Genomic DNA, 14,873 nt, shown 5'->3' with positions numbered 1-14,873 from the left:
GAGTGTAGCAGATGAGGATTAAGAAATTGCAGCAGCTGTTAAAAGAATCAGGCAAAGATGCAATCATCATCAAAAATCGCGAGAACAAGAAATATTTTGGTTCATTAGGAGGCAGTGGCATCTATTTAGTTGTCACTCCTTCTTCACAAGTACAGTTTTTTGATGGACGTTATCGGCAAGAAATAAAAGATTTAACAGAAGGTTTTGAAAATTTTGAAGTTCCGCAAGGCAGTTATTTGCCAAAAATGTTCAGTTGGCTGAATCAGCAAAACATTAAAAATCTGGCGATCGAACCAAATGGTTTGTCTATCCAAGAATATTGCCAGTTTTCGGAAGGCTTTAAAGTAGAGATTTGGTCAAGCCAAATTCAAGAACTACGCGCAATCAAATCGGCTGAAGAAATTCAATTGATTAGAAATGCTTGTCTAATGACAGATGAAATTTTTGCAGAGTTATTACCAGAAATAAAGGTTGGCATGTGTGAGAATGAGCTGGGAGCTTTAATCCATTATCTTTCATTGAAAAAGGGTGCAGCTGCGATGGCTTTTGATCCCATCGTTGCCAGTGGACCTCGCAGTGCGCTGCCTCATGGTCGACCGACACGACGTGCTTTTGAAACGGGCGATTTTATTACGATCGATTTTGGAATCGTCTTAGATGATTATCAATCAGATATGACTCGGACCATTACGTTAGGTGAACCTAGCCAAGAATTGAAAACCATCTATCAGGTCGTAAAAGAAGCACAGCAAGCGGCCGCTGATTTTATTCGCGCAGGTGTAACCGGACAAGAAGTCGATGCAGTTGCTCGAAAAATCATTACCGAAGCTGGTTATGGTGAATACTTTAGTCACGGCCTAGGCCACGGAATCGGTATGGGCGGTGATGTGCCAATCTTGAATCCGAAGAGTCAGATGATCTTAAAAGAAAACATGGTGATGAGTGTAGAACCAGGAATTTATCTGCCAGGACTTGGCGGTGTTCGCATTGAGGATGATGTCGTGATCAAAAACGGTATTGGTGTTGCGCTGAATCAAACCACGAAAGAATTGGTGAGCATAGGTGATTGCTATGTATAATTTGGATAAGATCATCGATCGCAAGCAAGGAAACGCGCGAAAATGGAGCAATCAGGTATTGAAAGAGAAGTTCGGCCTAGATGAAGACGCGATACCTATGGACTTAGCTGATATTGATTTCGAAGTTGCTCCGGCGATCCAAGCAGCTTTGATGAAGCGAGCAAGCATTGGGGATTATAGCTATTCTTATGTACCTGATGAATTCTATGATGCCGTGATTGATTGGAATCAGCGACGGTATGACACTTATATCGAAAAAGAATGGATCAAGCTGACCTTTGGAACAGTTTCGACGCTGCATTATATCGTACAGGCCTTTACAAAAAAAGGCGAGGGCGTTTTGATCAACACGCCTGCTTATGATCCGTTTGCTGAAGCGGTTGTAAATAATGAGCGGGAGTTGTTTTGCAGTTCGTTGATCAATCGCGGCAATCGTTATTATCTTGATTTTGACGATATGGAGCGGCAGATGAGCGAAAATGACATTAAGCTGTTTATTTTTTGTAGTCCACAAAATCCTTCTGGACGTATTTGGACGAAGGAGGAGCTTTTCCAATTAGCAGATTTGTGTATTCGGCATAATGTGCTGCTAGTTTGCGATGAGATTCATCGGGATATCGTCTATAAAGGACAAAAATTTACGTCGATTTGGAATGCGCATCCAGAAATCCCGCAGCACAGTGTTTTGTGTCTCTCGCCGAATAAAGGATTTAATTTAGGGGGATTAAAGACCTCTTATGTCGTGGTGCCAAATCCGATGATTCGAGAAACTTTGTTGGAACAGCTAAAAAGAAATTCGATTACCTCTCCGCATGTCTTCGCAGTGCCTGCGATCGTGGCAGCTTATAATGAGAGTGAAGCATGGTTGGATGAAATGATTGATTACGTGGAAGAAAATATGCAGCTTATTTATGATTTCTTTGAAGAAATTCCCGAATCGAAGGTGATGCCAGCCGAATCCTCCTTCTTAGCTTGGATTGATGTACGAGAATGGTTCAAGAACGAAGCAGAGATGACCGAATTTTTCCATCGCGCGAACTTAACGATGGTGGTGGGAAGTTATTTTGTTCAGGACGGTGAAGGGTTTGTTCGATTGAGTATCGGGATGCCGCGGGATTTATTGCTGGAGGCATTGAATCGTATTAAGAGAGAATATATGAATATGATGGAATACGTTTAATTTAAATGAAGGCTGGGGCATTTTATCCAATGTTCCAGCTCTCTTTTTGCCCTCTCTACTAGAGCATCTCAGCGTTCTGTGTTACATTGATTCAGTGTGTAGTGAATGAGGAGGAAAATTGAATGAGAAATATCAAATTAACGATCGAATACGATGGAAAAAGATATCTCGGCTGGCGACGGTTAGGGGATTCGGATAAAACGATCCAAGGGAAAATCGAAAGTGTCATCAACCAAATGACAGGTGAAAAAATCGAGATCATCGGCTCTGGTCGGACGGATGCGGGCGCGCATGCCAAAGGACAGGTGGCGAATTTCAAAACGAATTCAGAAATGGCTCGTGGAGAAATGCTGTCGTTTTTCAATCGTTACCTACCAGGAGATATCGTGGTGAAAAAGGTGGAGGAAATGCCGGAACGATTTCATGCTCGCTACAATGTAAAGGGCAAGCAATACAGCTATTATGTCTGGAATGATCCGATTCCGACAGCTTTTGAACGGTATCATAGTTTTAATGTGCCGGAAAAATTAGATGTAGCGAAGATGCAGGTAGCCTGTGATAAATTGCTGGGAACCCATGATTTTATCGGTTTTTCTGCTTTGAAAAAGACCAAGAAATCGACGACTCGGACGATTGATAAGATTTCAATTGAACAAGAGGGAAGTATGCTGCGTTTTATTTTTGTGGGTAATGGCTTCTTGCATAAGATGGTGCGGATCTTGATGGGGACGATTTTAGCGATCGGTTCTGGAAAACTGCCGTTATCCGTAATTGATGAGGTACTGGAAAATAAAGTTCGGGCGGACGCAGGGGAGACGGCTCCGGCACAAGGTCTGTTCTTGGATGAAGTTTATTATTAATCGAAAGCTGGTTTTGGATATGTTATCCAAGATCAGTTTTTTTCATGCTCCTAGATGGCTTATAATAATAATTGAAGGGTGGGGTAGTCATGAAAAAACTGTTTTTAGCTTCGATGTTCCAAAATGTTTCGCATTTATTGAAATCTGTGGAAGAGGTTAAAGGAAAAACGGTCACCTTTATTCCGATAGCCAGCAAGGTGGAGAAGCTGGGCTTTTTTGTAAAAATCGGCAAGTGGGCTTTGCGCTTCAATGGTATGAAGGTGGAAGAGCTGGACATTCGTACGGCCTCTCATGAACAAATCAAAGCTACGTTAGCCAAAAATGACATGATCTACATAGCCGGTGGAAATACCTTCTATCTTTTACAAGAATTGCGCAGATCAGGAGCGGATCAGCTGATTATTAAAGAGGTTGAAAGGGGCAAGCTTTATATTGGTGAATCAGCAGGAGCAATCGTGGCTTGTCCGGATATTGGCTATTCGACGGTGATGGACGATCCTACGAAAGCACCTGAATTAACGGATTACAAAGGTTTAGGCTTGGTTGATTTTTATGTCGTCCCTCATTATCAGAGTCGCGAGTTTAAGGAAGCGTCGGAAACGATGGTTCGAGAAAATGAAAAGGACAAGGAGTTAGCGATAATCAACGATCGGCAGGCGCTTTGGATTAAGAATGATGATGTAGAAATACTGGAAAATAGCAATAAAAAGAGCTGATTTAGCGTGAAATTTCCGCTAAATCAGCTCTTCTTTGCTAACTCCTCAATCCGCGTCCGCGATCAATCAAATACCAGCAAACGCTGTAAAGGACTACGATGAATAATACTAAGATAGACATTGATACGACGATCGATACATCCATGACACCAAGGAAGCCGTAACGAAAACCGGAGATCATGTAAACGATCGGATTGATTTTTGAGACAGCCTGCCAAAATGGCGGCAACATTGAAATGGCGTAAAAAACACCGCCAAGGTAAGTTAATGGCTGCAGGACAAATGTTGGTACGATGGAAACGTCGTCAAAGGATTGTGCAAAAATACCATTCAATAAACCTGCTAACGAGAACAGAATAGCAGTCATCAGTAAGGTAATGACAACGATCGCCCATGAGTACACATGAAGCGGAACGAAAAATAGCGAAATAACAGTAACTAGTGAGCCCACTAAGACGCTTCGACCAACCCCGCCAGTCACAAAGCCCCAGATGATAATATGAGTGGGTACCGGTGCGACTAGAATTTCTTCGATGTTCTTCTGGAATTTCTGCGAGAAGAAAGAGGATGAAACGTTAGCGTAGGAACTGGTAATGGCCGACATCATGATTAATCCAGGAACGATAAATTCCATGTAAGAAAAACCAGCCATGTCCCCGATACGTCCACCAATCAGATTTCCAAAAATGACAAAGTATAAGGATGTGGTAATGACCGGCGGTACCAAAGTCTGCACCCAGATCCTTAGATAGCGATTTGTTTCTTTGACTGCCAAGCTTTTTAGGGCAGTGAAATATAGATTAGACATGATTTTCCTCCGTGATTTTTAGGAATAGTTCTTCTAGGCGGTTGGATTTATTCCGCATAGAAAGTACTTTGATCCCTTGGTTCGTTAGTTGTTCGAATAATTCGTTGATCCCTTGATCGCGCACGACCTCTACCTCTAAGGTTTGACTGTCTTCAAAAGTATGCTTGAAGCCGTTGATCGTAGGCTTTTTGTCATAAGGAGCCAGGTCAAAAATAAACGTTTCGAACTGTAGTTTTGCCAGCAGTGATTTCATGCTGGTATTTTCAATCAATTCTCCAGATTGAATAATCCCTATATTACGACAGAGCATCTCAGCTTCCTCTAAATAGTGAGTTGTCAAAATAATCGTCGTGCCATTTGCATTAAGCTCTCTTAAGAAGGTCCACATTTCTCGGCGCAGCTCAATATCCACACCAGCTGTTGGTTCATCTAGAATCAGCAATTTAGGCTCGTGCATCAATGCACGGGCAATCATCAAGCGGCGTTTCATCCCGCCAGAAAGCATTCGCGCACGGACATCACGCTTCTCCCACAGGTCTGATTGCTTCAAATATTTTTCACTGCGGACTAGTGCTTCTTTCCGCGGGACTCCATAGTAGCCTGCTTGATTAACGACAATCTGCTGAACTGTTTCAAACGGATTGAAGTTGAATTCCTGAGGCACTAAACCGATTTGTTGTTTTGCCATCACTAGCTCTTTGTCCAAATCATAGCCGAAAACTTTGACGTTGCCGGATGTTTTGTTGACTAGTGAAGTGATAATCCCAATCGTCGTGGATTTTCCGGCACCGTTTGGTCCTAATAGGGCGTAAAAATCGCCTTCTTCTACGGTTAAGTCGATTCCCTTCAAGGCCTCAACACCAGTGGCATATACTTTTTTCAAATTCTTTATTTCAAGTGCATTGGTCATTATAATTTAGTTCTCCTTATTTTGTTTAAAGTAGTAATTTTTTAATTGAAAATAATTACTCGATTTTCCCTATTTGCCTTCCTAGTTTAGTCCGATTCTTTATTCTATCATTCATTTTGATGATCACAAACCCGAAAAGCTCAATTAAATTCTGAAATCATTTAACAAAAAAAGCAGTAGTTGTTTTTTTGGGAGGGTTACGTTAATAGAGGAGTATTTCAATTACTTAAAATCAATTGAATATTTTCTATTTATCCTTATTAATAAGAAAAAGGGCATTCGTGATTACTGAGTTAGATGGTAAAATGAGACAAAAAGAAGGTGAGGGTCATTTTTTGGGAGATATCGGGGTTTATGGAGTCATTTTAGGGGTTTTGGGTCTCTTTTTTCTGCTGTATGTTTATTTTTTGACTCGTTGGAAGCAAAAAGTCCAAGCGCAGATTAGAGCGGAATATGGGAAAGTTCCGGAGTGGAAGTTAGATGAACGAGATTATACTAGTATGAAAAAGTTTTATCATTACAGGAAAAACAATGAACAAATGATTGATGATATTACTTGGGCAGATTTAACTATGGACGAGTTGTTTAAGCGGATAAAAAATACACAGTCGAGTATTGGAGATGAATACAGCTATTACTTTTTTAGAAAACAAAAGAATCCGGATTTGAGTCATTTTGAAGAAGCTGTTCAAAATATCAGTACGGATAGCCAAGCGCGTGAACGGTTGCAGTTTGCCTTTTATCAAATTGGACGAAGGACGAATAACCAGTTGATTGATCTGTTGATAGAACCAAGCAATTTTCCTCAAGTATCCATGCTGCCGGTTATTTTAGTGACGATACTGAGTATTGGGAGTTTGATTGGGCTGACTATTGATAGTGCTTATGGTATTTTAGCGGTCTGCCTCAGCTTTTGTTTGGGGATTGTTCTATTTTCTATCGTGTTGCGAAAAATTTATCAAGCCTTTGAAGCTTTAGGGATGTTTACACGAATGATTCGGGCGGCAAAGTTAATGGTAAGCCTAGAACTCCCTGGATTCAAAAAAGAAACAGAGCAGCTGCGTGAAAACCTTAAAGTCTTTAAAAATATTACAGCTTTGGCAGATTATCTCGTTCAAGTATCCCGTTCATCAAACAGTTTGATGCTGATTGTTACTGCATACTTTTCTTTATACGCCTATGCCTACAATGCGATGGTCAAGTTGTTTAAAAAGTATCGTACTGAAGCGTTGGAGCTATATGAAACGATTGGCTATATCGAACTTTGTATTTCGATCGCATCGTATCGAGAGAGCTTGTCCGATTATTGTCATCCGACGTTTCGTAATAAGAAGAAGGTGGAATTTGAGGAGATCGTTCATCCGTTACTGAAAGAACCTGTCGCTAATACACATAGTATTGGCAATAAGCTTTTGATTACTGGTTCAAACGCGAGTGGAAAATCCACTTTTGCTCGAACTTTGGCAGTCAATGCGATTCTTGGCCAGCTTTTTAACACCTGCTTGGCAAAAAGCTATACCTTCAAGCCGTGTCATGTTTATAGCTCGATGAATCTTAAAGATGATATCGTCACGGGAGACAGCTTTTACATGGCTGAAATAAAGTCACTGAAACGCCTCTTGAAAATCGCTGAATCGAAGGAGTATGCCATGATTTTTATGGATGAGATGTTCAAGGGAACCAACATGGTGGAACGTATTGCTGCTGCATCGACCATCTTAAATGAATTTTCCGGTTTGGATTGTTTTATTTGTTTAGCAACACACGATGTAGAGCTGAGTCGAATTTTAAGCGAACGCTACGAAAACTATCATTTTCGCGAAGTGATTACAAACGAGTATATCTCGTTTGATTATACCTTGCGTGAGGGGGTAACTACTGGCAGCAATGCTATAAAATTGTTAGCCTATTGCCAATATGATCCGAAAATCGTCTCACAAGCTGAGGATTATGCTGAAAAATATCGAATGACCGGAGAATGGACAAAACTATAATTGAGCATAAAGCCGTATCCAATTTTATTGGATGCGGTTTTTTATATGTCGGGATCATTTATTTCCAATTGTTTAGTTTTATTATTTTCGTGACAAATGTATAAATTATTTTACTATTCATCAAAATAATTAGAATTCTATGTAAATGAAAATGTTTTTGTATTAATGATAAATAAATTAAGAATTAAATATTAATTTTAATTAAAAAAGAAAAATTTTAGTACTTAATTTTAACCTCTTATTCTGTTGTGATGCATCTTGTTCCAAAAATATTGTCACATAAAAATAGTAGAAATATAATAAAAATGATTTCAAAATGATTTTTTTACGTTTATTTCCATAAGCTGAAGATTGAGTGTTCTTATGAATGATCAAAATTATTTAATTCGCTTTGAAATAAATGCATCAGAGATGAAGCGGAGGGGATAGCCAATTAAAAGGAAGAAAAAAGTCACAAGTGAAAGGAGGGTATTATGAGCAAATTCAAAAAGCATTGGTGGTCGATTCTTTCGATCTTGCTGATGGTCTTGTCTAGTTTTCCGCTTCAAACAATCGCTGAAAATTTGCAAACTGCAGAAAGCGGCAGTGTAAAAAATTTCCAGCTGACTGATATTGAAGGAGGAGCGCTTGCCCAAGAAGTTGTGCCCGATGCGTCAATCGTTTCACACTTTGATTTGACAATTGCAGAAAACAAGAAAGAGACGTTTGATCTTCCCAAAGAAATCACAACGAATGACCAAAAACTTTATCACAATAAAGAAATCAACGTTTCAATTGAGAACAATCAATTGAAGATTGTTAACGACAGTGATCAGCAGGCATCGATTGAAGAAGTGAATTTTGAATTTAAACTAGCTGATCATGTACGTTCACTATCACAAGTAACATTGAACTTTTTTAATGAACACGAGTTCCATCTGAACTTGAAGCAAGAAGAAACTGGTAAAAAAAGTGCTGCTAAAAAGAAGAATTCTGAAAGCAGTCAGAAAGTAAACACATTAGGCGGTGGAATCGCACCACTTGCAGCTACTGACAAAACCAGTGCAATCAATGATATGAAGTTAAACAATATTTATATCAAAAGAAGCGGCGATCAGGTTGTTTACATTGTAAAGGACGGAGTAAAACAAGAGCCGCAACCGACAATAAAGGTTGGCGATGGTGTCTACTTCGACTATACATTTACAGTTCCGTCATCTGCTAATTTAAAGGATGGCGATTATATCTACATTGCGTTACCAGAAGAATACTTCAATTTTTCTACTGTTAGTAACAGTGTGCCGTTCTACGAAAACTCTGGTGAAAAGATCGGTGACATGACATTAGAAACGAAAGAAGGTAAAAAATACTTAAAGATCACCTTCAATGATGCGGTAGAAAAAGGCTGGAACGGCTTAGATGATTGTTTTGCGACAGCTTATGGAACAGCGAGTAAAGAAAGTAGCGGTGGTTCAACAGGGAATACCGAAACAGGTAGTTATCCAATTGAAATTGATCCCAAGCCATCTGAATCTTTTCCAGGAAACCCGATTGGTGATCAAAAGCCAATTACCAAAAATGGTGGGGCCACTAATAACAGTAATCAAGTTTACTGGAATATTCCGATTATGATGGACAATTATAAAAAAGCGTTTGAGGGTGATAACCCAAGCTTGTACAAAAAAGTGATCTTAGAAGATCAACTTGATCCTTCGCTAACATTGGAGGCATATACTGTCTACGCAAATCTTTACGCTGCGGATGAAGATGGGAATATGACTTCGGATAATATTGGGTTTCTTCAATTAATAGATTCATCTGAAGATAGAGCTACCACGACACCACTGGTAAAGCTTACCCAAAACATTTCTGAATCAGATGATGATTTTGAAGCTAGAATTGAAAGTCATAATTACCCTTGTTACGGAGTGACCTCTCAAAATAAGTTGATCATGAATTTTAGAGACTTGCCAAATGTGACGAATGATAAAAGTAATGGACTGCTTTTATATGGTAATGGCAGTAGCAAGAGTGCTAAACAACGAATTTGGGATGTAATTCAGGATGCAGTTGATAAGGGGAGAATGTCGGCCTCACGTGGTGAAAAGACGAAAGAAGCTTATGAAAAATACTTTAGTTATGATGGCGGACAGACGGATGATAACTATCCATTTTCAGTCGTCACGAGGATTACTTGTTCAACAACTTTAGGCGGCGGCTCAATCATTGAAAACAAAGCGATCGTCTATTGGGAAACTAACGATTCTGGTAGCGAAAGTGATGTAAATAAAGTCACTGTTAGTGATTGGGGCGGTGGTGCAACCCGCGTACCACCAACCACATTTCGTTTGAAGAAGATGGATAAGGACACCCAAGTGATTCTAAAGGACGTTGAGTTCGAATTAAGAAAAGAAGATTCCCCCGGTTCCTATGTCACAATCGCAGGCGGAAAAAAGAAAACCGATAGTAATGGGGTCTTGCTCTACGAGGGTTTAACTGATGGAAATTATTGTTTGGTCGAACTGAATAATCCCGATCCGCGGTATACGGATAAGTTGGATATTATTCCACCAGATGGAAAAAATGAACCTGGAAAGTACTACTTTACGATTAATAAAAATGCGGAAGAAGGCGTGGCCGTCAGTGCCTATAACCAATTAGCTAAAGGAAAAATCACTTTAGTTAAGGAGGATGCAGATACTGGTGAAAAATTAGACGGCGCCAAATTCACGCTGCGTAAGAAAAATGGTGATGAGCTTGTCACACCGCAATTCTTATTGGAATCAGGCAAGAATTACCTTTATCAATACAACAGTACGACTAAAGTGTATGAGCTAGCAGAAGATACTGGAACACCTGGTCAAAAAGGGAAAATCATCGTTGACGGGTTGCCAATCGGAGAATATTACTTCCAGGAAGAAACCCCGCCAGATGGTTATACTTACGACGATAATGGGAAATCTGGTCTAGCGGAAATTACCGCTGATGGTGATACGGTCAGTGTAACGAGGGAAAACCGGCAAAAGGTCGGAAGCCTAAAACTGACGAAAAAAAATACGGACGGCGAGAAATTAGACGGCGCTGAATTCGAATTGTACTTAGTCAATCCAGATACCACCGAGACAAAGATGGGGACCAAATTTGAGACAGGTAAGGATTATGTCTACAAGTACAATACGACAAGTAAAAAATACGAATTTGTTGAAAGTACCGGAACCAAAGGAGAAATCACCATCACAGGATTGCCTTTAGGAAAGTACTATATGAAAGAAACAAAAGCACCTGACGGCTATAAGATTATTGGCGACGGTAAAACGGCGATCAAGGATATCACTGATGATGGTGTCACTATCACCTATGACGTAACCAATGAACGAGCTGAGGGCGGTGTGACGCTGGAGAAAAAAGATGCGACCAACGATAAGAATTTAAAAGGCGCAAAATTTAAAGTAGCTACCGACAAGGCTGGAACTACTTGGTTCGCACCGGAAGAGTTGGAGGTCGGCGATGGTACCGCAGCTAAAGGAACTTATAAAGCAGTGAAGACGGGCTCAGTCTGGAACTTCCAGCTGGAAAACGTCGTAACACCTGTCGGGGAATTAGTGATAACCGGTATGCCGGAAGGCGACTATTATTTTGTTGAAACCCAAGCACCAACGGGGTATGTACAGCTATCGACAACAATAAAATTCACGATCACTGGCGGACAGCTGGCAACTGCGAATGTAGTGACGGTGGAAAACCAACCAAAAGGGACCTTGCCTGAAACCGGCGGCAACGGCCATACCTTGATGCTCAGTCTAGCGGCCATTTCATTTGCGATCGTCATCAGCTATTTTGCCAATGAGCGATTCAAGCAAAAAAAGGCAGGTGATGGACGATGAAATTGAAACACGTTCTTTCTCTGCTTTTGATCTGCATAGCCGGGCTTGTATGGACACATCCGACTGATGCGCTAGGAGCAGAAACACAAGTCCATCTCCATAAACGTCTATTTGTAAATCAAGAAGCACCTAGTCAGATCAATCAAGGCGGAGCGTTAGGAAATGCGGATCTGTTAAAAGATTCGTATGGAGTCAATGGTTCAACCTTTGCAATTTTCGAAGTTGGAGAGCACCTTCGCCAGCATGTGATGGCAGATAAGAGTCTGTCCTTCGATCAAGCAAAAGAGTACATTGCTGATGAAGTTAATCTGTTACGCAATGAACTGGAAATATTGGCAACGCCTACTCATACGGATCTCGCTGCTATTCAGGCCCGCTATCCGAAAGTCCACTTTGTTCAAACCAAAGAGACAGCCAGAGGAAGCTATACTGACAGCGGTGGGAACACAGTGACTGAAGATGGTTTGTTATCGGTCACATTGTCGACTGATAAGCAGCAAGTCTACCTCATTGTTGAGTTAGACAGCGGCGACAGTTTGCCTGTCGATCATGCCGGACTATCTAGTTATCTGGTTCTAGACAGCGGTTTGTTTGCTTCAGGAACAACACATGTTTACACCAAAAACAGAGCGTATATTCGTGAACCATACTTTGTCAAAATGGCGAAGGAAACGGATGGAACAACGAAGCCGTTAGCTGGCGCCAGCTTCGTATTATCGAAGAATGAGAATGGTGAAAAATTCTATTTGAGAACGACTGCAGGTTCTGTCAGCGATTGGCTTTCTGAAAAGGAAATCAAGAATTCACCGTTGAAGGATGAGCGAGTGAAAAAAATATTTTCTGACCAAGAGGGGATCGTTAGACCCAATCTAGGGCTGAAAAGCGGCAGCTATCTTTTTGAGGAAGTCGCGACGATTGACGGCTATGAGATTTCTGAACAGGCCCGCCGAATTTCGGTTGAAATCCCTAAAGATCCGCAGCAGCCGATTTTGATCAATGGAACCGAGGTTGGTGCACTATCAGAAAAGGATAAACTACCGATCGTTTACAACCAGCGTGTTGTTGGCAGGAAAAGCTTCCAAAAGGTTGATGAAAAGACTGGTGATGTGTTGAAGGATGCCAGCTTTGTTGTTGTGAACAAAGAGATGCATTATTTAACGAAACAAAAGAAATGGGTCACAGCGGAATATGGCAATAAGCATACCGATGAGCTGTTGATTTTGACTTCCAATGATCAAGGTGTCTTTGAGCTAGAGGGAATGCCGTATGGCAGCTACTCTTTATTAGAAACAAAAGCGCCAGAGGGTTATTTTTTACCAGAAAATCATTTTATTGATTTTGAGATCAATGAAGTCAGCGGCGGAACCAAAGAGCCATTGAAGATCGTTAATAAAAAAGGCGAGAACAAGGAATTACCGTCTACTGGCACGAGCAATGTGATTTCTTACAATCTGCCTAATCGACGGTTGCCGCAAACAGGGATGACGCAATCAGTTTATCTGTTGGCGATTGGTTTTATCTGTGTGCTTTTCTCAGTGATCGTTATAAGAAAAAGGAAGCGAGCCTAGCTAAACCATAAATGCAGGAAGCTGCTAATGGAATGCTGTACGGCTTGAAAATTAGCTTTGTTTTTTGAAGAAAAAGTAAATATATTAAAATGAAAAAAAGGAGTATCAGGCATGAACATTAAAAGAAAAATTTGGGGTTTATTGGGTGTTCTTATCTTCATGGCCAGCAGTTTTGCTGGATTAGGCAATAGTCTTGTCGCAGAGGCAGCACCCGCAGACGTAGATGTAAATATCTATAAAGGGGCTTATGATACAATGCCCACAGATCGCCAAAATACTGGTGAAAAGGATGAGACTTGGCATACTGGGCAAGGCGGACGTCCATTAAAAGATGTTGGTTTTACGGTGTATGATGCAACGGAAAAATTCTATGATCTAGCTGAAGATAACCCAACTTGGGATGTCAACAAGTTGCGTGACGAAATTGCACCTGCTGGTGCGGCTGGTTTGACTGCTGTCGGTACTGAAAAAACTACCGATGCAACTGGACATGTGAAATTTACATTACCAGATAAAGTTACAGTGAACTCTGTTGAGAAAGATGCAGTGTATCTCTTTGTAGAAACATCAGCACCAAGTAATGTTACAACAAAAGCGGACAATATGGTTGTGATTTTCCCAGTCTACAAAATGAATGCGGATGGCACACCTACGAATACGGCTTTATCTGAGCTTTTCTTATATCCAAAAAATGTTCAAACAGATGATATTGATGTAGTGAAGGAAAAAGAAGTGAAAGATGATTTTACTGTCGGCGAGCCGATTGAATACAAAATCACTTTTGAAGTGCCAGTAGGGATCGATGGGTTAGCAAATAATGATCCATTGAATCCAGTCTATCGTTATACGCAATTCTTCCTACGTGATGAAGCACAAACGAACTTACATTATTTAGATAACCAAGGTTTACATGTGGTTGAGAGCGACGGCACTTTGACACCAATCAACGATGTTGATTTCTCGGTCGTAGAGGAGCCAGGCGGTACGCCAATCAAAACTGGTTATGATAATATTTTCCATGTGTTCTTTAACGCAGAGAACAGTTTAACCAAACAAACACCTAACGTTGTTAAACTTAGCAAATATGCTGGTAAAAAATTAGTCTTCAAATATCGTATGTATTTAGATGAAAATACGACACCAGATGAGTGGATTGATAACCAAGCAACGCTGCAATATGAAAACAATCCGTCAGATGGCTTACAAACATTACCATGGACTGGCGATGATGTAATCACTTATGGACGTCGCTTTAAAAAAGTTGATCAAGACAACGGCACTTCTTTAGATGGTGCAGAATTCATCGTGAAACGTAAAAATAATGGCGTGACTGAATACATGATCGCTCAAGCAACGACATCGTCTCCTTCTCGCTGGTCAACAAACAAGGCGGATGCACTTGTATTAACTTCTGCAGGTGGCGGCTTGTTCACTGTTGAAGGCCTTGAAGGAACAGTTAGTCATGACGCTGCTGGTAATGCTTTGCCATTAGAAACAAAACCTGGAAGTTCATCTGTCGGTGATCCGTCACATCCAGCGACTGTTGGCAAGCCATTAGTACAATATTGGTTAGAGGAAACAAAAACACCAAATGATAATTATGTAGCATTAACCTCAGATATTCCTTTCACTGTTGACTATGGCACGTACACATCAACAATCGTAGTTGACGCTGAAACTAAAGTAGAAAACAAACGCAAAGGTACTTTACCAGGCACAGGTGGAAATGGTATCTACGCGATTATCGCAATCGGCGCTGTAGCAGTGCTTGCGGTAGGTGCATACTTTTTACGCAACAAAGAAACAGTTGAAGAATAAAGCAAACAACTGATCTATCAAAGACCGGGATATCAATTCATTGCGATTTGAGTCTCGGTTTTTGCAATTAAGGGAGT

10 protein-coding genes are annotated in these 14,873 nt (G+C 40.7%); 8 read left to right on the top strand and 2 right to left on the bottom strand.

Annotation, left to right across the window (positions count from 1 at the left end; translation table 11 throughout):
* Positions 1 to 11: 11 nt before the first annotated feature.
* The 4 genes from JZO85_RS20760 (at position 12) to JZO85_RS20745 (ending at position 3,835) form a co-directional block, all read left to right on the top strand.
* Positions 12 to 1,079 carry a M24 family metallopeptidase gene (locus tag JZO85_RS20760; protein ID WP_207110427.1) on the top strand — a complete coding sequence of 356 codons (1,068 nt, stop codon included), beginning with the start codon at positions 12 to 14 and terminating at the stop codon, positions 1,077 to 1,079.
* On the top strand, positions 1,072 to 2,259 hold the full coding sequence (locus JZO85_RS20755; protein ID WP_207110426.1) for a MalY/PatB family protein: 1,188 nt from the start codon (positions 1,072 to 1,074) through the stop codon (positions 2,257 to 2,259). Before JZO85_RS20760 ends, JZO85_RS20755 begins: the two co-directional genes overlap by 8 nt.
* A gap of 122 nt (positions 2,260 to 2,381) precedes the next feature.
* Positions 2,382 to 3,119: a tRNA pseudouridine(38-40) synthase TruA gene (truA, locus tag JZO85_RS20750; RefSeq protein WP_207110425.1), complete on the top strand. Its 738-nt coding sequence runs from the start codon at positions 2,382 to 2,384 to the stop codon at positions 3,117 to 3,119.
* An 89-nt stretch (positions 3,120 to 3,208) separates the two neighbouring features.
* Positions 3,209 to 3,835 carry a Type 1 glutamine amidotransferase-like domain-containing protein gene (locus tag JZO85_RS20745; RefSeq protein WP_207110424.1) on the top strand — a complete coding sequence of 209 codons (627 nt, stop codon included), beginning with the start codon at positions 3,209 to 3,211 and terminating at the stop codon, positions 3,833 to 3,835.
* A gap of 37 nt (positions 3,836 to 3,872) precedes the next feature.
* On the opposite strand, the gene JZO85_RS20740 is transcribed toward JZO85_RS20745, so the two are convergent.
* Positions 3,873 to 4,643, bottom strand: coding sequence for an ABC transporter permease (locus JZO85_RS20740; protein WP_207110423.1), 771 nt, complete (start codon positions 4,641 to 4,643; stop codon positions 3,873 to 3,875).
* On the bottom strand, positions 4,636 to 5,553 hold the full coding sequence (locus tag JZO85_RS20735; RefSeq protein WP_207110422.1) for an ABC transporter ATP-binding protein: 918 nt from the start codon (positions 5,551 to 5,553) through the stop codon (positions 4,636 to 4,638). Before JZO85_RS20735 ends, JZO85_RS20740 begins: the two co-directional genes overlap by 8 nt.
* 305 nt (positions 5,554 to 5,858) lie before the next feature.
* Here JZO85_RS20735 and JZO85_RS20730 point away from each other — a divergent pair, with 305 nt between their 5' ends.
* From JZO85_RS20730 to JZO85_RS20715, 4 genes are all read left to right on the top strand, one after another.
* Positions 5,859 to 7,547: a MutS-related protein gene (locus tag JZO85_RS20730; protein ID WP_242550473.1), complete on the top strand. Its 1,689-nt coding sequence runs from the start codon at positions 5,859 to 5,861 to the stop codon at positions 7,545 to 7,547.
* A 473-nt stretch (positions 7,548 to 8,020) separates the two neighbouring features.
* A complete protein-coding gene (locus tag JZO85_RS20725; protein WP_207110421.1) occupies positions 8,021 to 11,410 on the top strand; it encodes a SpaA isopeptide-forming pilin-related protein in 3,390 nt (1,129 codons plus the stop codon).
* On the top strand, positions 11,407 to 12,978 hold the full coding sequence (locus JZO85_RS20720; RefSeq protein WP_207110420.1) for a SpaA isopeptide-forming pilin-related protein: 1,572 nt from the start codon (positions 11,407 to 11,409) through the stop codon (positions 12,976 to 12,978). The genes JZO85_RS20725 and JZO85_RS20720 overlap by 4 nt, the downstream gene beginning before the upstream one ends.
* A 111-nt stretch (positions 12,979 to 13,089) precedes the next feature.
* Entirely contained in the window at positions 13,090 to 14,796 is a 1,707-nt protein-coding gene (locus tag JZO85_RS20715) for a SpaH/EbpB family LPXTG-anchored major pilin (protein ID WP_207110419.1), read from the top strand.
* Positions 14,797 to 14,873: the final 77 nt, after the last annotated feature.

Source organism: Candidatus Enterococcus murrayae (genome assembly GCF_017315985.1).
Classification (GTDB): domain Bacteria; phylum Bacillota; class Bacilli; order Lactobacillales; family Enterococcaceae; genus Enterococcus_A; species Enterococcus_A murrayae.
Note: the sequence above shows the minus strand (reverse complement) of the source record. Positions and strands in the feature narration are given on the sequence as shown.